The following is a 19,903-nucleotide window of genomic DNA, read 5'->3' on the forward strand; positions in this document are numbered from 1 at the left end:
GGTGTGAAACCCCCGGGGCCGGCCCGGGGCTCAGACCACCGGCATCTTGCGCAGGAGCGGCATCACCTCGGCCATCTCCGGCCCGGCGTCGCGGCCGGTCAGCGCCCGGCGCAGCGGGCGGAACAGGTCCTTGCCCTTGCGGCCCGTCGCCTCCTTCACCGCCGCGGTCCATTCGCCCCAGGTGGCCTGCGTCCAGGGCTTCGGCGGCAGCAGCGCCAGCGCCTGCCGCACGAACTCCCGGTCCGCCTCGTCCACCACCGGCTCCGCCCCGTCGCGGAAAAGCCGCCACCACTCGCCCAGGTCATCCAGCACGGTGATGTTGCCCTTGGCCACCGCCCAGAACGCCTCGGCCTCGGCCTCGGGCACGCCCAGGTCCAGCACCCGCTCCTTCACCGCCTCGAAGGGCAGCGATTGCACATGGTGCCGGGTCAGCGGGAACAGGTCCTCGGCGTCGAACTTCGTCGGCGCCGCCCCGAAGGAGCCGACGTCGAACCCGGCCACCAGCTCGTCCATGCTGGCCGCCAGCTCCACCGGCTTCGACGACCCGAGCCGTGCCATCAGGCTGAGCAGCGCCATCGGCTCCACCCCCCGCGCCCTGAGGTCGCGCAGGCTCAGCACCCCCAGCCGCTTCGACAATTCCTCGCCCTGCGGCCCGGTCAGCAGCGAATGGTGCGCGAAGACGGGCGGCGTGCCCCCCAGCGCCTGCATGATCTGGATCTGCGTCGCCGTGTTCGTCACATGGTCGGCGCCCCGGACGATATGCGTGACCCCCATCTCCACGTCATCCACCGACGAGGCGAAGGTATAGAGCACCTGCCCGTCCGCCTTGATCAGCACCGGATCGCTGACCGAGGCCGCATCGATCGAGATATCCCCGATGATCCCGTCCCGCCATTCGATCCGCTCCTGATCCAGCTTGAACCGCCAGTAGCCCTGCCGCCCCTCGGCGCGGTAGGCTTCCTTCTGATCCTCGGTCAGCGCCAGCGCCGCGCGGTCGTAGACCGGGGGCCTGCCCATGTTCAGCAGCTTCTTCCGCTTCAGGTCCAGTTCCACCGGCGTCTCGAAACACTCGTAGAACCGCCCCGCCGCCTTCAGCTTCTCGGCCGCAAGCGCATAGCGGTCCATCCGCTTCGACTGCTGCTCGATCCGGTCGTAGCGGATCCCCAGCCAGTCGAGGTCCGCCTTCAGCCCGTCGATGTATTCCTGCTTCGACCGCTCCTGGTCGGTGTCGTCCAGCCGCAGGATGAAGGTCCCGCCGTTCTGTCGCGCGATCAGGTAGTTCATCAAAGCGGTGCGCAGGTTCCCCACATGGATCCAGCCGGTGGGCGAGGGGGCGAAGCGGGTGATGACGGTCATGCCTTGGGCTCCTTGGAAGGCCCTTCCCTGTCACAAGCCCCCGGATTTGTCCAGTTTGGCACCGCCCCTGCGACTATCCGTGGCAACGCCGTCGCCGGGGGCTCGATGCCTCCGGCGACGGCACCCCGCACCCCCTTCCCCCTGGGGGCTGGCGGCCTTATCTTCCCCCGATGACCAACCCATCCCCCGACAGCATCGCACCCTCCCTCGCCCTCCTGGAACAGCTCGCGCACGAGGCGATCTCCACCCTGCCCGCGTCGTTCCGCGACCCCGCCACCCATATCCGCCTGCGCGTCGAGGACTTCCCCGAGGAGGAGATGCTCGAGGAACTCGGCGTCGACGATGCCTTCGATCTCACCGGCCTCTACGACGGCATTCCCCTGACCGAGAAATCCACCGCCGACCAGGTGACGCGGCCCGACGTGATCTGGCTCTTCCGCCGTCCGATCCTGGATGAATGGGCCGAACGCGGCAATGTCTCGCTGCAGGAACTGGTCAGCCATGTGGTGATCCACGAGCTTGCGCATCATTTCGGCTGGTCCGACGACGACATCGCCACCATCGACCCGTGGTGGGAATGACCGGGCTCCCGGACGGGACGACGCCCACCTTCGCCAAGGCCCGCTATGTCACCGGCGCCACCGAACACAACCACTGGTCCGGCGCAGCGAACGAAGGTTTCGACAAGAACGTGAGGCCCTTGAACGACAAGATCGTCTTCCTCGACAATGGCGGCGGCGTGGTCCCTGGCATCACCGGCATGGAGGCCTTCGGCCATACCCCCGGCCACATGATCTATCAGCTGGAGTCGGAGGGCCAGCGCCTGATGATCACCGCCGACACCGCCAACCACTATGTCTGGTCGCTGCAGAAACCCGACTGGGAGGTCCGCTTCGACGCCGACAAGGCGGCCGCCGCCACCGCGCGCAAGCAGGTCTTCGGGATGATCGCCGCCGACCGGATTCCCTTCATCGGCTACCACATGCCCTTCCCCGGAATCGGTTACGCCGAACCCCTGGGCGAGGGCTTCCGCTTCGTGCCCGCAAGCTATCAGCTGATGCTGAACGGCTGAGTCCGGGATCCGAATTCCCTGGGGGAAGGAAGTTGCCGAGAACCTTCCTAGAGATTCTTTGCGCCGGACCGGCCTGCGCGGGGCAGTTCCATTCCGGCGGAAAGGGTTTATGATAGCGGTAACACGAACAGGTGCCGCATGACCCAAGCCCCGATCCTGACGCTGACGCTCAACCCCGCGCTCGACATGTCGACCGAGGTGCACGAATTGGTCCCGAACCACAAGCTGCGCTGCACCGAGCCGCTGCTCGACCCCGGCGGCGGCGGGCTGAACGTCTCCCGCGCGATCAAGGCGCTGGGGGGCGACAGCCTGGCGCTGGTCGCGCTCAGCGGGCTGACCGGGGACCGGCTGGCCGGGCTGATCCGGGCCGAGGGAGTGACCTTCCTGTCGATCCTCGGCCCCGGCGAGACGCGGCAGTCGCTGACGGTGAAGGAGGAGGCCTCGGGCAGGCAATACCGCTTCATGCTGCCCGGCCCGGTCTGGGGCGAGGAGGAGCGTGCCAGGGTCTTCACCCTCCTGCACGCCACTGCGCGGCCGGGCGGGTTCTCGGTGATCTCGGGCAGCCAGCCGCCGGGGGTGCCGCTGGACTTTCCCGCGCAGCTGGCGGCCTCGATGCCGGAAAGCCGGGTGGTGCTGGACACCTCCGGCGCCACCCTGGCCGAAGTGGTGCGCAATCCGATCCCTGGGCTCGAGGTGCTGCGGATGGACGGGCCGGAGGGCGAGGCGCTGGCCGGCAAGCCGATGGCCAGCCGCGAGGACACCGCCCATTTCGCGCAGGCGCTGGTCTGGGCGGGGGTGGCGCGGATGGTGATCGTGGCGCAGGGGGCCGAGGGCAACGTGCTTGCCGATGCCGAGCACCGCTTCTTCGCCAGGGCGGCGCAGGTGAAGGTGAAATCGACGGTGGGGGCGGGCGACAGCTTCGTCGCGGCCTTCGTCCTGGCGCTGGCCCGGGGACAGTCGCATGCGGATGCGCTGGCCCTGGGCTCGGCTGCGGCTTCGGCGGCGGTGATGACGGATGCGACGCAGCTTTGCCGGCCCGAGGATGTGATGCGGCTGCTGCCGGAATGCGGGGTGGTGGAGCTTTGAAGGCGCCCGGCGATGGCGCGGGGTCGTGGCAGGCCGCCTCGTAGGGTGCGCTACAGCGCACCATCCAACGGCGCAACGACGGACAGGTCGCCTGGCGTGGCTGGCGGCGACGGCGCGCTGTAGCGCACCCTACGAAAAATAACGGTCGCGAGAGTCGGGCTGAAGCCCGACCTACGGTGTGCCTTCGGCCGGTGCGACATCCGCCGAGGCCTCCGGCGGGGCGGTCAGGATACCGTTCTGCCAGATACCCTCGGCCACCTCGCCGCTGGCATAGGTGAGTTTGCCCTGGCCTTCGCGCTTGCCGGCCTTGAACATCCCCTCGTAGACATCGCCACCGGGATAGGTCGCGGTCCCCTGCCCCTCCATCTGGCCCGCGACCCAGGCCCCGGCATAGCGGAAACCGTCGGGCAGGGCGAACTCGCCCTCGCCCTCGCGCAGGCCGGCCTTGAACGCGCCCTTGTAGACCCCACCGTCGGGATAGGTTGCGGTGCCGGTGCCCTCACGCCGGCCATCGACCCAGTCACCCTCATAGCGATAGCCGTCGGGATAGGTCATCACCCCCAACCCCTGCGGCCGGGCATTGCGGAACGCGCCCTCATAGATCCGGCCGTCGGCATAGCTGGCCCGGCCCTTGCCGGAGATCAGCCCCTTGTCCCAGTTGCCCTGGTAGGTCGTCCCGTCCGTATAGGTGATCGCGCCCTGGCCGTGCGGCTGGTCAGCCTGCATCGCGCCGATATAGACCGAGCCGTCGGGATAGGTGATCGAGCCCGTCCCCTCCATCCGCCCCTCGACCCAGGCACCTTCATACTTGAAGCCATCGGCGGCGGTGAACCGGCCCTGTCCCTGGCGGCGGTCCTTGACCCAGCCGCCATCGTAGACATCGCCGTTCTTGTGCGTCATCTGCCCCTGGCCCTGGCGCTGGCCCTCGACGAAGGCGCCCTCGTAGACATCGCCGTTCGGCTGGGCCAGCCGGCCCTGGCCGTTGATCTGCCCCTCGGCCCAGTCGCCCTCGTAGACGAGGCCGTCCGGCATGGTCAGCTTGCCCTTGCCCGACCGCTGTCCCTTGGCCAACGTCCCTTCATAGGTGGCGCCATCGGGATAGGTGATCTTGCCGGTCCCTTCCTTCACGCCCAGGACCCAGTCGCCCTCGTAGGTATAGCCCGACGGATTGGTCAGCTTGCCCTTGCCGTCATGCTGGCCCTGGACGAAGCCGCCCTCATAAACCGCGCCATTGGCATAGGTGGCCACGCCCTGGCCGGTCATCGCGCCCTGGATCCAGTCGCCCTCATAGGTCCGCCCGTCCGGCGCGGTGATCTTGCCCTTGCCCTCGGGCTGGCCCTTGAGGAAAGCCCCCTCATAGACGGAACCGTTGGGATAGCGGGCGGTGCCCTGGCCGGTGATCTCGCCCCCGACCCAGTCGCCGCTGTATTCGAAGCCCGAGGGCAGGCGGTAGGTGCCCTTGCCGTGCTGGCGACCGTTCAGGAAGGTCCCCTCGTAGACCGAGCCGTCGTCGTATTGCTTGGTGATCACCTTGCCGTCCTGGGCCAGCGCGGGCAGGGAGAGGGCGACGAGGAAGGCGGCGGTCATCAGGCGCATGGACGAATCCCCGGGGTCATTGGCGGGCAGGGTAAGGGGGCGGTTCCAAGGTGACAAGGATCTGGCGGGCACGCCTCCTCGAGCACTTCGTGCACTCGTCGGAAGGGTGACGGCGAGGAGTGCACGAAGTGCTCGACGAGCGGTTCCATCGCGGGCGATCCCGGTCTAGATACTGGGGAAAGGAGCCCGCCCATGACCGACATTCTCAAGATGATGCTGGCCCAGCTGAATCCGGTGGTGGGCGACATCGCCGGCAACGCCGACCGCGCAAGGGCCGCCTGGGCGGCGGGCAAGGCTGCCGGGGCGGACATGGTCGCGCTGACCGAGATGTTCGTGACCGGCTACCAGACCCAGGACCTGATCCTGAAGCCCGCCTTCGTGGCCGATGCCATCGCCGCGGTGGAGCAACTTGCCCGCGACTGTGCCGATGGTCCGGCACTGGGGATCGGCGGGCCGGTGCTGGCGGGACCGAAGCTGTACAACGGCTATTATGTGCTGGAGGGCGGGCGGGTCCATGCGCGCGTCCTGAAGCACCACCTGCCGAATGACGCGGTCTTCGACGAGAAGCGGGTGTTCGCCTCGGCCGATGTGCATGGCCCCTATGTCGTGAAGGGGGTGCGGATCGGCACCCCGATCTGCGAGGATGCCTGGCACCCCGACGTCCCCGAGACCCTGGCCGAAACCGGGGCGGAGATCCTCCTGATCCCGAACGGGTCTCCCTATCATCGCGGCAAGCCCAATCTGCGGCTGAACCTGATGGTGGCCCGCGTGATCGAGACGGGACTGCCGCTGGTCTACCTGAACATGGTGGGCGGGCAGGACGACCAGGTGTTCGATGGCTCGTCCATGGTCTTGAACCCCGGCGGGCGGCTGATGGCGCAACTGCCGCAGTTCGACGAGGCCGAGGTGATGGTGACCTTCCGTCGCGGCCCCGAAGGGTGGCAGGCCGATCCCGCCGGGATCGCCGAGATCCCGCCGATCGGCGAAGCGGACTACCGGGCCTGCGTGCTGGCGCTTGGCGATTACATGCGCAAGACCGGGTTCAGAAAGGCCGTGCTGGGCCTGTCGGGCGGGATCGACTCGGCGATTGTCGCCGCGATGGCGGTGGACGCGCTGGGGCCGGAGAACGTGCGCTGCGTGATGCTGCCCAGCGCGTTCACCAGTGCCCATTCGCTCGAGGATGCGACGGCGGCGGCGAAGGAGCTGGGGGTCCGGCTGGATACGGTGCCGATCGGCGGCGCCCAGGCGGCGGTGGGCGAGGCGCTGGCGCCCCTCTTCGCGGGGACGGAACCGGGGATCACCGAGGAGAACATCCAGTCGCGGCTCCGGGGACTCTTGCTGATGGCGCTGTCGAACAAGTTCGGCGAGATGCTGCTGACCACCGGCAACAAGTCCGAGATGGCGGTCGGCTACTGCACGATCTACGGCGACATGAACGGCGGCTACAACCCGGTCAAGGACATGTACAAGACCCGGATGTTCCTGACCGCGCGCTGGCGGAACGAGAACCACCGGAGCTGGATGAAAGGCCCGGCGGGCGAGGTCATTCCGCAACGGATCATCGACAAGCCGCCCTCGGCCGAGTTGCGCGCGAACCAGACCGACCAGGATTCGCTGCCGCCCTACGAAGTGCTGGACGCAATCCTGGAATGTCTGGTGGAGCGCGAGATGTCGGTGGCCGAGACGGTGGCCCGGGGCTTCGACCGGGACACGGTGAAGAAGGTCGAGCACCTGCTCTATCTGGCGGAATACAAGCGCTTCCAGTCCGCCCCCGGCGTCCGGCTGACGCAGAAGGCCTTCTGGCTCGACCGTCGCTACCCGATCGTCAACCGCTGGCGCGACCCAAGCTAGGGTAGGCGAATCGCCCACCCTACGCCTGCCCTTTCATGCTTCCCGCGCGACCGGGATTTGCTCCTGTTCCAAATACTCCCGGCGGAGGCCCGGCCATCCCGGCCAGGCCCGCGGCAGCGCCGTCGCCAGGGGCTCGATGCCCCCGGCGGCGGCACCCGGTTGCAGAAACCCCCTTTCCTTCGCCGATTTCCGCCCTATAGTCCGGCCCCATGACCAGGGGACCCCAGATCCGCTCCGCTGCCGAGGCCGCTCCGCGCCTCGCGATGCCCCTTGGCCTTCTCCTTCTTAGCCGCCTCTGAGCGTGCCCCCGGGCGCGACCGCTCAGAGGTGACCAGCGCCCCGCTCTGCAGCTAAGATCCAAGGACCAGACCCATGACCACACAAGACCGCACCACCCAGGACCGCGTCGTCATCTTCGACACCACCTTGCGCGATGGCGAGCAATCGCCCGGCGCGACCATGACCCACGAGGAGAAGCTGGAGATCGCCGGCCTCCTGGACGAGATGGGCGTCGACATCATCGAGGCGGGCTTCCCCATCGCCAGCGAGGGCGATTTCGCCGCCGTCAGCGAGATCTCGAAACGCGCGAAGAACAGCACCATCTGCGGGCTCGCGCGCGCCAACCAGAAGGACATCGACCGCTGCTGGGAGGCGGTGAAGCACGCCCGCAGCCCGAGGATTCACACCTTCATCGGCACCTCCCCCCTGCACCGCGCGATCCCGAACCTGGACATGGACCAGATGGCCGACCGCATCCACGAGACGGTCACCCAAGCGAGGAACCTCTGCGACAACGTCCAGTGGTCGCCGATGGACGCGACCCGCACCGAACCCGACTACCTCTGCCGCGTCGTCGAGATCGCGATCAGGGCCGGGGCGACGACGATCAACATCCCCGACACCGTCGGCTACACCTACCCGATGGAATCCGCGAAGATCATCCGCATGCTGCTGGAACGGGTTCCGGGAGCCGACCGGATCATCTTCGCCACCCACTGCCACAACGACCTCGGCATGGCCACCGCCAACGCCCTGGCGGCGGTGGAGGCAGGCGCCCGGCAGATCGAATGCACGATCAACGGCCTCGGCGAACGCGCGGGCAACACCGCGCTGGAAGAGGTGGTGATGGCGATGCGGGTGCGGAACGACATCCTGCCGTTCCAGACCGGCATCGACACGACCAAGATCATGAACCTCTCCCGCCGCGTCTCCCAGGTCTCGGGCTTCCCGGTCCAGTTCAACAAGGCCATCGTCGGCAAGAACGCCTTCTTGCACGAATCCGGCATCCACCAGGACGGCGTCCTGAAGAACGTCCAGACCTTCGAGATCATGCGGCCCGAGGATATCGGGATCACCGGCAAGAACATCGCGATGGGCAAGCATTCCGGCCGCGCCGCGCTGCGGGCCAAGCTGAAGGAACTGGGGTTCGAGCTGGCCGACAACCAGCTGAACGACGTCTTCGTCCGCTTCAAGGCGCTGGCCGACCGCAAGAAGGAGGTCTACGACGACGACCTGATCGCGCTGGTCTCGGACGAGCAGTCGAACGACGCCTACGAATACCTGCAACTGAAGAAGCTGCGGGTGGTCTGCGGGACCGAGGGGCCGCAGGAGGCGGACATGATCCTGTGCATCGACGGCAAGGACCACCACATCGACGCGACCGGGGACGGGCCGGTGGATGCGGCCTTCAACTGCGTGAAGATGCTCTTCCCCCACAAGGCCAACCTGCAGGTCTACCAGGTCCATGCGGTGACCGAGGGGACCGACGCGCAGGCGACCGTCTCTGTCCGGCTGGAGGAGGAGGGGCGGATCGTGACCGGCTCGGCCGCCGATACCGACACGATCGTGGCCTCGACCCGCGCCTATATCAACGCCCTGAACCGGCTGATCATCCGGCGGCAGAAGACGGCGCCGGGCGAGGATGTGAAGACCGTCTCCTACCACGGGGAGTGAGACGGTCCGGTGCGGGTCGGGGTCTGTCCCTGGCCCGCATCGGAATCGGGAGAGACCCCCGAATCTCGCGCGACGGCGATTTCCGAACGGAAATCGTGCCGGAATTCGACTTCGAATTCCGCTGCCCGGCGTCAGGGGGATTTCATTTCCTGCAGCGTGTTGCCGCCGTCGACCACCAGCATCGCGCCGGTGACATAGGAGGCTTCGTCCGAGGCCAGGAACAGCGCGCAGGCCGCGATCTCGTCCGGGGTGCCGGGGCGGCCGGCGGGGGTGCGGCGACCGGCGGCGATCTCGTCCTCGGAGGAGCTTTCGGTGGCGATCCAGCCGGGCAGGATCGCGTTGCAGGTCACGCCCTGCCCGCCATATTCCAGCGCGATGGAGCGGGTCATGCCGGTGATCCCGGCCTTGGCGGTGGCATAGGCCGAGGAGCCGTCGATGGTCACGACCGGCCCCGTCACGCTGGAGATGTTGACGATCCGGCCATGGCCCCCGGAGACCATTGCCGGCAGGGCGGCGCGGCAACAGTGGAAGGTGGTGTTGATGTTCAGCGCCATGTGATGCGCCCAGGCCTCGTCGCTCCACCCTGCCAGCCGGGCGCGGTCCACGTCGCGGCCGGTCTGCACCATGCCGGCGTTGTTGACCAGGATCTCGACCGGGCCGAGCGCGGCCTCGACCGAGGCGAAAAGGACCATGACCTGCGCCGGGTCGGTCAGGTCGGCGACATGGCCAAGGCAGCCCAGCGTGGCGGCGCGGTCGTGGACCCGGCCGGTCGTCGCCGTCACCGCCACCCTGGCCCCGGCCTGCGCCAGCGCCCGGGCGATGGCGAAACCGATTCCCCCGGCGCTGCCCGCCCCCGTCACCAGCGCAACCCTGCCTGTCACACCCGCCATGTCCGCCCCCCGCCTGTCAGGGACCGAGAATGCCCGGAGATCGGAAATGTGCAAGCCTGTTGCATCGGGCAGGCCCCGCGGTTGATAGAATAGTCCGTATTATCCATGCACGCGGATTTGAGCACATCGCCGCCCCCGGGGCTTCCGCTTCATCCGCTGCGCCCCTATAAGGAGGCGCCTCGCCGGGACTGAACCCCGAGTCGGGTGTTTCCGTATTGCCAGCGCGAAGGAACCCACATGTCGCTTCTCCCCGGCCTCTTCTCATCGGACATGGCCATCGACCTTGGGACCGCGAATACGCTGGTCTACATCCGGGGCAAGGGGATCGTGCTGAACGAGCCCTCGGTGGTGGCCTATCACAACAAGGACGGCAAGAAGCAGGTCCTGGCGGTGGGCGAGGATGCGAAGCTCATGCTGGGCCGCACCCCCGGCACCATCGAGGCGATCCGCCCGATGCGCGACGGGGTGATCGCCGATTTCGAGGCGGCGGAAGAGATGATCAAGCATTTCATCCGCAAGGTGCACAAGCGGTCGACCATCTCCAAGCCCAAGATCATCGTCTGCGTGCCGCATGGCGCGACGCCGGTGGAAAAGCGGGCGATCCGCCAGTCGGTGCTCTCGGCCGGAGCCAAGCGGGCCGGGCTGATCGCGGAACCCATCGCGGCGGCCATCGGCGCGGGGATGCCGATCACCGAACCGACCGGCAATATGGTCGTGGATATCGGCGGCGGCACCACCGAGGTGGCGGTCCTGTCGCTGGGCGACATCGTCTATGCGCGGTCCGTCCGCGTCGGCGGCGACCGGATGGACGAGGCCATCGTCAGCTATCTGCGCCGGCACCAGAACCTCCTCATCGGGGAATCCACCGCCGAGCGGATCAAGACCAGCATCGGCACGGCGCGGATGCCGGATGACGGGCGCGGGGCCTCGATGACCATTCGCGGCCGCGACCTGCTGAACGGTGTGCCGAAGGAGACCGAGATCAACCAGGCCCAGGTCGCCGAGGCGCTGGCCGAGCCGGTGCAGCAGATCTGCGACGCGGTGATGCAGGCGCTGGAGGCGACGCCGCCCGACCTTGCGGCGGATATCGTCGACAGGGGCGTGATGCTGACCGGGGGCGGGGCGCTTCTGGGCGAGCTGGATCTTTCCCTGCGCGAGCAGACCGGGCTTTCGATCTCGGTGGCGAACGAGTCACTGAATTGTGTTGCGCTGGGGACCGGGAAGGCTCTGGAATACGAGAAGCAGCTTCGGCATGTGATCGACTACGATACCTGACGCCTGAACCCCGGAAGGGAAGGCTGTAGCCTTGGCCAAGACCCGCATCGGACCGGAGGAATTCCAGCGCCCGCTCCGCCGCCTGCTGGTGGGGATCGCGGTGCTGATCCTGCTCGGCCTGTTCCTGCTGTGGCGGATCGATTCCCCGCGCGTCGAGCGGTTCCGGGCGGCGCTGGTCGATGCGGTCGTGCCCTCGATGACCTGGGCGATGGCGCCGGTCACCTGGGCCTCGGACGTGCTGGGCGACTTCCAGTCCTATGCGCAACTTCTGGAGCAGAACCGCGAGCTGCGCGAGGAATTGCGCAAGATGGAGGCCTGGAAGGAGGCCGCGCTGCAGCTGGAGCAGAAGAACGCGCGGCTTCTCGACCTGAACCATGTGCGGCTGGACCCGAAGTTCACCCATGTCACCGGGGTGGTGATGGCCGACAGCGGCAGCCCGTTCCGGCAGTCGGTGCTGCTGAACGTCGGCGCACGCGACGGGATCCGCGACGGCTGGGCGACGATGGACGGGATCGGGGTGGTCGGCCGGATCTCGGGCGTGGGCGAGCGCACGAGCCGGGTGATCCTGGTCACCGACACCAACAGCCGGATCCCGGTGACGGTGCAACCCTCGGGGCAGAAGGCGATCCTGTCGGGCGACAACAGCCCGCTGCCGCCCCTGGAGTTCATCGAGGACACCGACGAGGTGCGGCCGGGCGACCGGGTGGTGACCTCGGGCGATGGCGGGGTATTCCCGGCGGGGCTTCTGGTCGGGCAGGTCGCCCTGGGCACGGACAAGCGGCTGCGGGTGGTGCTGGCCGCCGACTACCAGCGGCTGGAGTTCCTGCGGGTGCTGCGCAGCCACGAGCTGGAGCCGATCACCGATCCGGGCGGGCTGATCGCGCCGCCTGTGCTGCCGCCGATGCCCGACACCTCGGCCGCGGCGGCCGAGAGCGCGGCGGGCACGCCCCCGACCACGATCGAGGGCGGCAGCGTCGAGGCGGGCGGCTCGGGCGCGGCCGAAGGGGCGGATGCGGGCGATGGATGATTTCTGGCGCCAGACGCACTGGATCTTCCGCGCGCTGTTCCTGGGCCTGGCGCTGCTGCTTCTGTTCGTGCGCCTTCTGCCGCTGAACCATGCGCCGGGGGCCCTGCCGGGGCCGGACCTCCTCATCTGCCTGATCCTGGCCTGGATCGTGCGGCGGCCGGATTTCCTGCCGATGCCGCTGATCGCCGGAGTGATCCTGCTTGAGGACCTGGTCCTGATGCGGCCGCCGGGCCTGTGGACCGCCATCGTCGTGCTGGCGACCGAGTTCCTGCGTTCGCGCATCGCGCTGACGCGAGAGCTGAATTTCATCGTGGAATGGGTGCTGGTCTCGGGCGTGATGCTGGCGATGCTTCTGTCCTACCGGCTGGCGCTGGGGCTGGCCTTCGTGCCGCAGCCGCCCTTCGGCTTTGCCGTGGTGCAGGTGCTGTGGTCCATCGCGCTCTATCCGCTGGTCGTGGCCCTGTCGCGGCTGATCTTCGACCTGCGCAAGCCCGCGATGGGCGAGGTGGACGATTTCGGGAGGCGGCTGTGAGACGCAACCCCCGCGAGGCCGAGGAAAGCAACCGCCAGCTGAACCGGCGGACCCTGATGCTGGGCGGGGCGATGGGGGCCATGGTCGCGGTCCTGGGCGTCCGGATGCGCTATCTGCAGGTCGAGCAGGCCGACGAGTTCAAGCTTCTGGCCGAGGAGAACCGGATCTCGATCCGCCTGATCCCTCCGGACCGCGGGCTGATCCGCGACCGCAGCGGCAAGCTGATCGCCAACAACGAGCAGAACTACCGCGTCGTCATCACGCGCGAGGCGGCGGGCGATGCGGAACTGGTGCTGCGCCGCCTGGTCAGGGTCATCCCGATGACGCCCGAGGAAGTCGAACGCGCCATCGAGGAGGTCAAGTCGCTGAGCGCCTTCGTGCCGGTCACCGTGGCCGAGCGGCTGAGCTGGACCGATTTCTCGAAGGTCGCGCTGAACGCCCCGGCCCTGCCCGGCGTCACGCCCGAAGTGGGCCTGTCGCGTAAATATCCGCTGGATACCGATTTCGCCCATGTCGTCGGCTATGTCGGCCCGGTCAGCGAAAAGGACCTGGAGGGATTGCAGAGCCCCGATCCGCTGTTGCGCATTCCCAAGTTCCAGATCGGCAAGATCGGGGTAGAGAAGTGGATGGAGGACACGCTGCGCGGCCATGCCGGGACCAAGCGGATCGAGGTGAACTCGGCCGGGCGGGTCATGCGCGAGTTGGAGCGGCAGGAAGGTGACGCCGGCGCCGACATCCGGCTGACCATCGACGCGGGCGTGCAGAACTTTGCCCAGGCGCGGCTGGGCACGGAAAGTGCGGCGGTGGTGGTGATGGATGTCTCCAACGGCGACATCATCTGCTGCGCCTCGGCCCCGTCCTTCGACCCGAACCTCTTCGTGCGCGGGATCAGCCATACCGACTACAAGGTGCTGATGGAGAACGACCATCGGCCGCTGGCGAACAAGACCGTCTCGGGGGCCTATCCCCCCGGCTCGACCTTCAAGATGGTCACGGCGCTGGCGGCGCTGGAGGCCGGGGTGATCACGCCGGAAACCAGGGTGCGCTGTCCGGGCTACATCGAATATGGCGGGCGGCGGTTCCACTGCTGGAAGCGCGGCGGGCATGGCTCGGTCGGGCTGGTGCGCTCCCTGTCGGAAAGCTGCGACGTCTATTACTACGACATCGCGCAGAAGGTGGGCATCGACAAGATCGCCGAGATGGGCCGCAGGCTGGGCCTCGGGCAACGCTTCGACATGCCGATGTCGGCGATCACCGAAGGCATCATGCCGGACAAGCAGTGGAAGCTGGAGAAGCACAAGCAGGACTGGCGGATCGGCGACACGATCAACGCCTCGATCGGCCAGGGCTATGTGCTGACCTCGCCGCTCCAGCTGGCGGTGATGACCGCCCGCATCGCCAGCGGCCGCGCGGTGGCCCCGCGCCTGGTGCGGATGGTCCGCGACCAGGAGCTGCCGGTCCCCGAAGCTCCGCCCCTGGAGATCCCGCCCGAATTCCTCGCCGCCGTGCGGGGCGGCATGAACGAGGTGGTGAACGGCGACCACGGCACCGGCAAGTCCAGCCGCGTCGTGGATCCGACCATGATCTTCGCCGGCAAGTCCGGCACCAGCCAGGTGCGCAACATCTCGAAGGCAGAGCGCGAGGCCGGGGTGATCTCGAACGACGACCTGCCGTGGAACCGCCGCGACCATGCCCTGTTCGTGGGCTTCGCCCCCTTTGACGCGCCGCGCTATGCCGTGGCCGTGGTGGTGGAACACGGCGGGGGGGGCGGGGCGGTGGCAGGCCCCATCGCCCGCGACGTGATCCTGCGCGCCATGTCCGACGGCCTGCCCTCGCTTGAAGCCTATCCCTCCAGCCAGCGCGGGCGGATCGAGAGCATGCTGAAGGAACTGCCGCTGCGCGACCCCGAGACCGGGATCGTGCCGACAAAGACCGAGACGTGACGGGGGCGCCATGAGTTTCCTGGAATACCGCGTCAAGCAGGCACCCACGGGGCTGCGCAAGGTCCTCTATCTGAACTGGCCGCTGGTGGTGCTGGTGACGGCCGTCGCGGCGGTCGGCTTCCTGATGCTTTATTCCATCGCGGGCGGCAGCCTGGAGCCCTGGGCGCTGCGCCAGATGCAGGTCTTCGGCCTGGGCATGGGGCTGATGTTCGGCATCGCGCTGGTGCCGATCTGGTTCTGGCGCAGCATGGCGGGGGTGGCCTATCTCATCGCCTTCCTGCTGCTTCTGGTGGTGGAGTTCTTCGGCACGGTCGGCATGGGGGCGCAGCGCTGGATCGACCTCGGGTTCATCCGGCTGCAACCGTCCGAGATGATGAAGTTCACCCTGGTGATGATGCTGGCGGCCTATTACGACTGGCTGGATCCCAAGCGCGTCTCGCGGCCGCTCTACGTGCTGATCCCGGTGCTGCTGACCGTTGCGCCGACGGTGCTGGTGCTGTTGCAGCCGAACCTCGGCACCTCGCTGATGCTGTTGCTGGCCGGGGGCGCGGTGATGTTCGCGGCCGGGGTCTCGCTGTGGTATTTCGGCGCGGTGATCGGCGTGGCGGTGGGGGCGGTCGTCGGCGTCTTCACCCTGCGCGGCACGCCCTGGCAGTTCCTGCACGACTACCAGTACAAGCGGATCGACACCTTCCTCGATCCGACGGCCGATCCGCTGGGGGCGGGCTACAACATCATCCAGGCGCAGATCGCGCTGGGGTCCGGCGGCTGGGGCGGCAAGGGCTACATGCAGGGCACGCAGTCGCGGCTGAACTTCCTGCCCGAGAAGCACACCGACTTCATCTTCACCACCCTGGCCGAGGAATTCGGCTTTGTCGGGGCCTTCTCGCTGCTGGTGCTTTACGCGCTGATCATCGGCTTCTGCCTCGTCGCGGCGCTGCGCAACCGGGACCGTTTCTCGGCGCTCTTGATCCTGGGGGTGGCGGCGAACTTCTTCTTCTACATCGCGGTCAACCTGTCGATGGTGATGGGGATGGCCCCGGTGGTCGGGGTGCCGCTGCCGCTGCTCAGCTATGGCGGCTCGGCGATGCTGGTGCTGCTGGTGGGCTTCGGCCTGGTGCAGAGCGCCCATGTCCACCGGCCGCGCTAGATGCTCCGCTTCCACCCCCGCCACGGCCGTTTCATCGCCGCCTTCGCGATCGGCGCGCTCTTGGCGCTGATCGCCTGGGTGCAGCAGATGTCGCCGGTGCTGGCGCTTCTGTCCGGGGTCAACGCGTTCTTCGTGCTTTACCTGGGCCTGATGGCCCTGCGCATCCCCGCCCTGACCCCGGCCGAGCTTCGGCGCCATTCGGCGGCAGCGGATGAGGGGGTGGCGCTGATCCTGGCGCTGGCGCTTCTGGCGGTGGTCACCAGTCTCACCGCGATCTTCCTGGTGCTGAACGCCCCCGACAGCGGCGAACGCGCCAGGGTTGCGGCGCTGGTCGGCGTGCCGCTGGGCTGGGCCGCGGTGCATGTGCTGGCCGGGCTGCATTACGCGCATCTGCATTACCGGGGCAGCCAGCCCGGCATGGTCTTTCCCGGCAAGGGAGAGCCCGACGGCTGGGATTTCCTTTACGCCAGCTTCACCATCGGCATGACGGCGCAGGTCTCGGACGTGCAGGTCGAGACGCGGGCGATGCGGATGGCGGTGCTGGTCCATTCCATCGCCTCGTTCTTCTACAACACCGGCATCCTGGCCCTGGCGGTCAATGCGGCGGTCCTGGCCGGAAGCCCTTAACAAGCGTGGCCGCCTGGGCGATAACCGCCGGGTTTGTCCCTTGCCCGAAGGCCCGCCCATGCTGACCGTCCTTTTCGCTGCCCCCTCGCTCTGGCCGGAATACCAGGAGCCCCTGCCCCGCGCGCTGGCCGAGGCCGGGATCGACGCCCGGCTGGTGACCAAGGCCGCGCCCGAGGCGGTGGACTACATCGTCTATGCCCCCTCCTCGCCCTTGCAGGACTTCACCCCCTATACCCGCACCAAGGCGGTGCTGAACCTCTGGGCCGGGGTGGAACGGATCGTGGGCAACCCGACCCTGACCCAGCCCCTGTGCCGGATGGTCGATCCCGGCCTGACCGAGGGGATGGTGGAATGGGTCACAGGCCATACGCTGCGGCATCACCTGGGGATGGACCGGCATATCGTGAACCCCGGCCATGTCTGGGATCCGGCCTGCCCGCCCTTGGCGCGGGAGCGGGGGGTGACGATCCTGGGCATGGGCGCCCTCGGCGCAGCCTGCGCGGCGGCGCTGCGGGCGCTGAACTTCCCGGTCACGGGCTGGAGCCGGACGGCAAAGCCCGGCTGCCTGCATGGCGAGGAAGGCTTGCGCGAGGCGCTGGCCCGGGCCGAAATCCTGGTCACGTTGCTGCCGAAGACGCCCGAGACCGAGAACCTGCTGAATGGCCGGACCCTGGCCATGCTGCCCCGGGGAGCGGTTATCCTGAACCCCGGCCGGGGCGCGTTGATCGACGACGCGGCGCTGATCGCCGCGCTTGACGCGGGACAGGTCGGCCATGCCACGCTGGACGTCTTCCGCATCGAGCCCCTGCCCCAGGACCATCCGTTCTGGAGCCATCCGGGCGTAACCGTCACCCCGCATATCGCCGCCGACACCCGCGCCTCCACGGCCGCGCATGTCATCGCCGAGAACATCCGCCGCGGCGAGGCGGGCGAGCCCTTCCTGCACCTCGTGGACCGCACGCGCGGTTACTGACCCGAAACAGGTCGCGGACGGGACAGCGGCACGGCGCGGCGCATGCCAGCACTGGCGAAACGGGAGGGTGCCGGGATGCGCTACGGACATGCGGTCGGTCTGGTGCTGCTTGCGGGGATCGTCTGGTCCCTGATGGGCCTGGTGCAGCGGCAGATCGAGACGCCTTCGACCTGGGCGATCCTGTTCTGGCGCTCGGCCGGGGCGGTCCCGGTGCTGATGGCCTGGATTGCCTGGAGGGCCAGGGGCAATCCCTGGCCGGTCATCCGCGGGATCGGGGGCGCGGGCCTGTCGGGCGGGCTGGCGCTGGTCGTGGCCTTTGCCGGGTCGGTCTATGCCATCCAGTCCACGACCGTCGCCAATGCGGTCTTCCTTTATTCCGGGTCGCCGATCATCGCCGCGCTGCTGGGCTGGCTGATCCTGCGGGAACAGGTCCGGCCGACGACCTGGGCCGCGATCCTGGTTGCGGTCTGCGGCATGTACATCATGGTGCGCGAGGGCCTTTCGCTGGGCGCCATGGACGGCAACATCGGTGCGCTTTTCGGGGCGGCCGGCTTTGGCGCCTTCACCGTGGCGCTGCGCCGGGGGCGGCTGGGGGATTCCTCGCCGATCGTTCTGGTCGCGGCCCTTCTGTCCATGGCGGCGAGTTTCGCCGTGCTGCGCTGGCAGGGGCTTGCGGTGATCCTCCCCCTGCCGGACATCGCCTGGGGCCTCACCATGGGGGCGCTTTGCCTTGCGACCGGAATGATCCTGTTCACCCTCGGCTCGCGCCTGCTGCCCGCGGCCGAGGCCACGCTTCTGTCCTTTACCGAGATCCTCCTGGCCCCGGTCTGGGTCTTCCTGTTCCTGGGAGAGACCGCCAGCCCCGCAACTTTCATCGGCGGCGGGGTCCTTCTGGCGGCAGTGGCGGTGAATGCGGTGCTGGGCACGCGGTCACAGAACAGCAGAGGGACTTGCGAAAGCGCCCTGACCTGTGAATGAATGATCAAATTCACGGGGCCGATTGCCCCGTGCAGGGAGATCATCGGATGCGGGTTGAACCGCAAGACACGGAATGCGGCCCCTGCTGGCCGCGTAAGCCGGAGTTCGGCGGCGCGCGCGGACAGCGAACGCCCGCCACCGGGGGAATTCCGTCCCCTGCGACCTGACATCCGACATAACGAGAGAGGCACCATGCCCGGAAATCTGACCCTCGATGAGCTGAAGGCCGCCGTCTCGCGCGGCGAGATCGACACCGTCCTTGTCGCCGGCATCGACATGCAGGGCCGCCTGATGGGAAAGCGCTTCCATGCGCAGTTCTTCGTCGACGGCGGCCATGAGGAAACCCATTGCTGCAACTATCTGCTGACCGTGGACATGGAGATGACCACGGTGCAGGGCTACAAGTCGACCAGCTGGGAAGCCGGCTATGGCGATTACGTCCTGAAACCCGACCTGCGCACCCTGCGCCGCGTCCCCTGGCTGCCTGCGACCGCGCTGGTGCTGTGCGACACCCAGGACCACGCCACCCATGCCGACGTGCCGATCGCCCCGCGCTCGATCCTGAAGCGGCAGGTCGAACGCGCCCGCGCCATGGGGTTCGAGCCGATGATGGCGACCGAGCTGGAGTTCTACCTGTTCGAGAACTCTTACGAGAACCTGCGCGACGGCGGGCTTTCGGCGCTGAAGCCGGTCTCGGGCTATAACGAGGATTACCACATCTTCCAGACCACCAAGGAAGAAGACGTGATGCGCGCCGTGAGGAACGGGCTTTTCGGGGCGGGGATTCCGGTCGAGAACTCCAAGGGCGAGGCCGAGGCGGGGCAGGAAGAGGTGAACTACCGCTATTCCGACGCGCTGGACACCGCCGACAACCATGTGATCACCAAGAACGCGATCAAGGAGATCGCCTGGGCCAAGGGCAAGTCGGTGACCTTCATGGCCAAGTACGACCACCGCCGGGCCGGCTCGTCCAGCCATGTGCACCAGTCGCTGTGGTCGCTGGACGGCAAGGCCAGCTTTGCCGATCCGAAGGACGGACATGGCATGTCGCAGGTGATGAAGCATTTCCTTGCCGGGCAGCTGCACCATGCCCGCGACCTGACCGTGTTCCTGGCGCCCTATGTCAACAGCTACAAGCGCTTCACCGTGGGCATGTTCGCCCCCACCAAGGCGGTGTGGAGCGCCGACAACCGCACCGCGGGCTTCCGGGTCTGCGGCGTGCATACCAAGGGCGTCCGGGTGGAATGCCGGATCCCCGGCAGCGACGTGAACCCCTATCTCGCCTGCGCCGCGCTTCTGGCGGCGGGACTGGACGGGATCGAGAAGAAGATGGAACTGGAGCCGGAGCTGAAGGGCGACATGTATGCCGCCAAGGGCATCCGCGAGATCCCGAAGAACCTGCGCGATGCGGCAGAGCTGCTCCTGGGCTCGAAGATGCTGCGCGAGGCTTTTGGGGATGACGTGGTCGAGCACTACCACCACGCCGCCCAGTGGGAGCTTGCCGAGACCGACCGCGTCGTGACCGATTTCGAACGCGAGCGGCTGCTGGAAAGGGCGTGATCCGGCGCGAATGTTGGTCGGGGCCTGCCCCGAC

16 protein-coding genes and 1 pseudogene are annotated in these 19,903 nt (G+C 67.9%); 14 read left to right on the forward strand and 3 right to left on the reverse strand.

Annotated elements, in window-relative coordinates:
* Positions 1-30: 30 nt before the first annotated feature.
* Positions 31-1,356, reverse strand: coding sequence for a glutamate--tRNA ligase (gltX, locus tag I7S92_RS13285; protein ID WP_197645104.1), 1,326 nt, complete (start codon positions 1,354-1,356; stop codon positions 31-33).
* A 170-nt stretch (positions 1,357-1,526) separates the two neighbouring features.
* Between gltX and I7S92_RS13290 the strand changes: the two genes are divergently transcribed.
* The 3 genes and pseudogenes from I7S92_RS13290 (at position 1,527) to I7S92_RS13300 (ending at position 3,514) form a co-directional block, all read left to right on the forward strand.
* A complete protein-coding gene (locus I7S92_RS13290) occupies positions 1,527-1,937 on the forward strand; it encodes a metallopeptidase family protein (RefSeq protein WP_197645106.1) in 411 nt (136 codons plus the stop codon).
* 2 nt (positions 1,938-1,939) lie between these two features.
* Positions 1,940-2,428 (forward strand): annotated as a pseudogene (locus tag I7S92_RS13295) (MBL fold metallo-hydrolase); the annotation flags it as partial.
* 138 nt (positions 2,429-2,566) lie between these two features.
* Complete coding sequence (locus tag I7S92_RS13300; RefSeq protein ID WP_197645110.1) at positions 2,567-3,514, forward strand: 1-phosphofructokinase family hexose kinase; 948 nt, start codon at positions 2,567-2,569, stop codon at positions 3,512-3,514.
* Positions 3,515-3,685: 171 nt separating this feature from the next.
* Here the strand turns inward: I7S92_RS13300 and I7S92_RS13305 are convergent, their stop codons facing one another.
* On the reverse strand, positions 3,686-5,110 hold the full coding sequence (locus tag I7S92_RS13305; RefSeq protein ID WP_197645113.1) for an MORN repeat-containing protein: 1,425 nt from the start codon (positions 5,108-5,110) through the stop codon (positions 3,686-3,688).
* A 192-nt stretch (positions 5,111-5,302) separates the two neighbouring features.
* Here I7S92_RS13305 and I7S92_RS13310 point away from each other — a divergent pair, with 192 nt between their 5' ends.
* Both I7S92_RS13310 and I7S92_RS13315 read left to right on the forward strand, forming a co-directional pair.
* The gene (locus I7S92_RS13310) at positions 5,303-6,961 is read left to right on the forward strand and encodes an NAD+ synthase (protein WP_197645115.1); all 1,659 of its coding nucleotides are present in this window, start codon (positions 5,303-5,305) and stop codon (positions 6,959-6,961) included.
* A 372-nt stretch (positions 6,962-7,333) separates the two neighbouring features.
* Positions 7,334-8,914, forward strand: a complete 1,581-nt coding sequence (locus tag I7S92_RS13315; RefSeq protein WP_197645117.1) for a 2-isopropylmalate synthase — start codon at positions 7,334-7,336, stop codon at positions 8,912-8,914.
* A gap of 131 nt (positions 8,915-9,045) precedes the next feature.
* Here the strand turns inward: I7S92_RS13315 and I7S92_RS13320 are convergent, their stop codons facing one another.
* Positions 9,046-9,804 carry an SDR family NAD(P)-dependent oxidoreductase gene (locus tag I7S92_RS13320; protein WP_197645120.1) on the reverse strand — a complete coding sequence of 253 codons (759 nt, stop codon included), beginning with the start codon at positions 9,802-9,804 and terminating at the stop codon, positions 9,046-9,048.
* A 237-nt stretch (positions 9,805-10,041) separates the two neighbouring features.
* On the opposite strand from I7S92_RS13320, the gene I7S92_RS13325 reads away from it, so the two are divergent.
* From I7S92_RS13325 to I7S92_RS13365, 9 genes are all read left to right on the forward strand, one after another.
* The gene (locus I7S92_RS13325; RefSeq protein ID WP_197645122.1) at positions 10,042-11,079 is read left to right on the forward strand and encodes a rod shape-determining protein; all 1,038 of its coding nucleotides are present in this window, start codon (positions 10,042-10,044) and stop codon (positions 11,077-11,079) included.
* Positions 11,080-11,110: 31 nt separating this feature from the next.
* Complete coding sequence (gene mreC, locus I7S92_RS13330) at positions 11,111-12,106, forward strand: rod shape-determining protein MreC (RefSeq protein ID WP_197645124.1); 996 nt, start codon at positions 11,111-11,113, stop codon at positions 12,104-12,106.
* The gene (locus tag I7S92_RS13335; protein WP_197645126.1) at positions 12,099-12,638 is read left to right on the forward strand and encodes a rod shape-determining protein MreD; all 540 of its coding nucleotides are present in this window, start codon (positions 12,099-12,101) and stop codon (positions 12,636-12,638) included. The genes mreC and I7S92_RS13335 overlap by 8 nt, the downstream gene beginning before the upstream one ends.
* Entirely contained in the window at positions 12,635-14,581 is a 1,947-nt protein-coding gene (mrdA, locus tag I7S92_RS13340) for a penicillin-binding protein 2 (protein WP_197645128.1), read from the forward strand. The genes I7S92_RS13335 and mrdA overlap by 4 nt, the downstream gene beginning before the upstream one ends.
* Before the next feature lie 10 nt (positions 14,582-14,591).
* Positions 14,592-15,731 (forward strand): rod shape-determining protein RodA, encoded by a 1,140-nt coding sequence (gene rodA / locus I7S92_RS13345; RefSeq protein WP_197645130.1) that lies wholly within the window; start codon positions 14,592-14,594, stop codon positions 15,729-15,731.
* Positions 15,732-16,358 (forward strand): DUF1345 domain-containing protein, encoded by a 627-nt coding sequence (locus tag I7S92_RS13350; protein ID WP_197645132.1) that lies wholly within the window; start codon positions 15,732-15,734, stop codon positions 16,356-16,358. It begins immediately after the preceding gene.
* A gap of 58 nt (positions 16,359-16,416) precedes the next feature.
* Positions 16,417-17,331, forward strand: coding sequence for an NAD(P)-dependent oxidoreductase (locus tag I7S92_RS13355; RefSeq protein ID WP_197645134.1), 915 nt, complete (start codon positions 16,417-16,419; stop codon positions 17,329-17,331).
* A 75-nt stretch (positions 17,332-17,406) separates the two neighbouring features.
* Positions 17,407-18,309, forward strand: coding sequence for a DMT family transporter (locus I7S92_RS13360; RefSeq protein WP_197645136.1), 903 nt, complete (start codon positions 17,407-17,409; stop codon positions 18,307-18,309).
* Positions 18,310-18,501: 192 nt separating this feature from the next.
* Positions 18,502-19,869, forward strand: coding sequence for a glutamine synthetase family protein (locus tag I7S92_RS13365; RefSeq protein ID WP_197645138.1), 1,368 nt, complete (start codon positions 18,502-18,504; stop codon positions 19,867-19,869).
* Positions 19,870-19,903: the final 34 nt, after the last annotated feature.

It is taken from the genome of Tabrizicola soli (genome assembly GCF_015999335.1).
Lineage (GTDB): Bacteria > Pseudomonadota > Alphaproteobacteria > Rhodobacterales > Rhodobacteraceae > Tabrizicola > Tabrizicola soli.

Excerpts from the sequence above, each read along its gene's own strand:
- I7S92_RS13290 (WP_197645106.1), top strand. The coding sequence starts at position 1,527 with ATGACCAACCCATCCCCCGACAGCATCGCACCCTCCCTCGCCCTCCTG.
- I7S92_RS13355 (WP_197645134.1), top strand. The coding sequence starts at position 16,417 with ATGCTGACCGTCCTTTTCGCTGCCCCCTCGCTCTGGCCGGAATACCAG.
- I7S92_RS13350 (WP_197645132.1), top strand. The coding sequence starts at position 15,732 with ATGCTCCGCTTCCACCCCCGCCACGGCCGTTTCATCGCCGCCTTCGCG.
- I7S92_RS13325 (WP_197645122.1), top strand. The coding sequence starts at position 10,042 with ATGTCGCTTCTCCCCGGCCTCTTCTCATCGGACATGGCCATCGACCTT.
- gltX (WP_197645104.1), bottom strand. The coding sequence starts at position 1,356 with ATGACCGTCATCACCCGCTTCGCCCCCTCGCCCACCGGCTGGATCCAT.
- rodA (WP_197645130.1), top strand. The coding sequence starts at position 14,592 with ATGAGTTTCCTGGAATACCGCGTCAAGCAGGCACCCACGGGGCTGCGC.
- I7S92_RS13310 (WP_197645115.1), top strand. The coding sequence starts at position 5,303 with ATGACCGACATTCTCAAGATGATGCTGGCCCAGCTGAATCCGGTGGTG.
- I7S92_RS13320 (WP_197645120.1), bottom strand. The coding sequence starts at position 9,804 with ATGGCGGGTGTGACAGGCAGGGTTGCGCTGGTGACGGGGGCGGGCAGC.
- I7S92_RS13360 (WP_197645136.1), top strand. The coding sequence starts at position 17,407 with ATGCGCTACGGACATGCGGTCGGTCTGGTGCTGCTTGCGGGGATCGTC.
- I7S92_RS13365 (WP_197645138.1), top strand. The coding sequence starts at position 18,502 with ATGCCCGGAAATCTGACCCTCGATGAGCTGAAGGCCGCCGTCTCGCGC.
- I7S92_RS13315 (WP_197645117.1), top strand. The coding sequence starts at position 7,334 with ATGACCACACAAGACCGCACCACCCAGGACCGCGTCGTCATCTTCGAC.
- I7S92_RS13305 (WP_197645113.1), bottom strand. The coding sequence starts at position 5,110 with ATGCGCCTGATGACCGCCGCCTTCCTCGTCGCCCTCTCCCTGCCCGCG.
- I7S92_RS13300 (WP_197645110.1), top strand. The coding sequence starts at position 2,567 with ATGACCCAAGCCCCGATCCTGACGCTGACGCTCAACCCCGCGCTCGAC.
- I7S92_RS13335 (WP_197645126.1), top strand. The coding sequence starts at position 12,099 with ATGGATGATTTCTGGCGCCAGACGCACTGGATCTTCCGCGCGCTGTTC.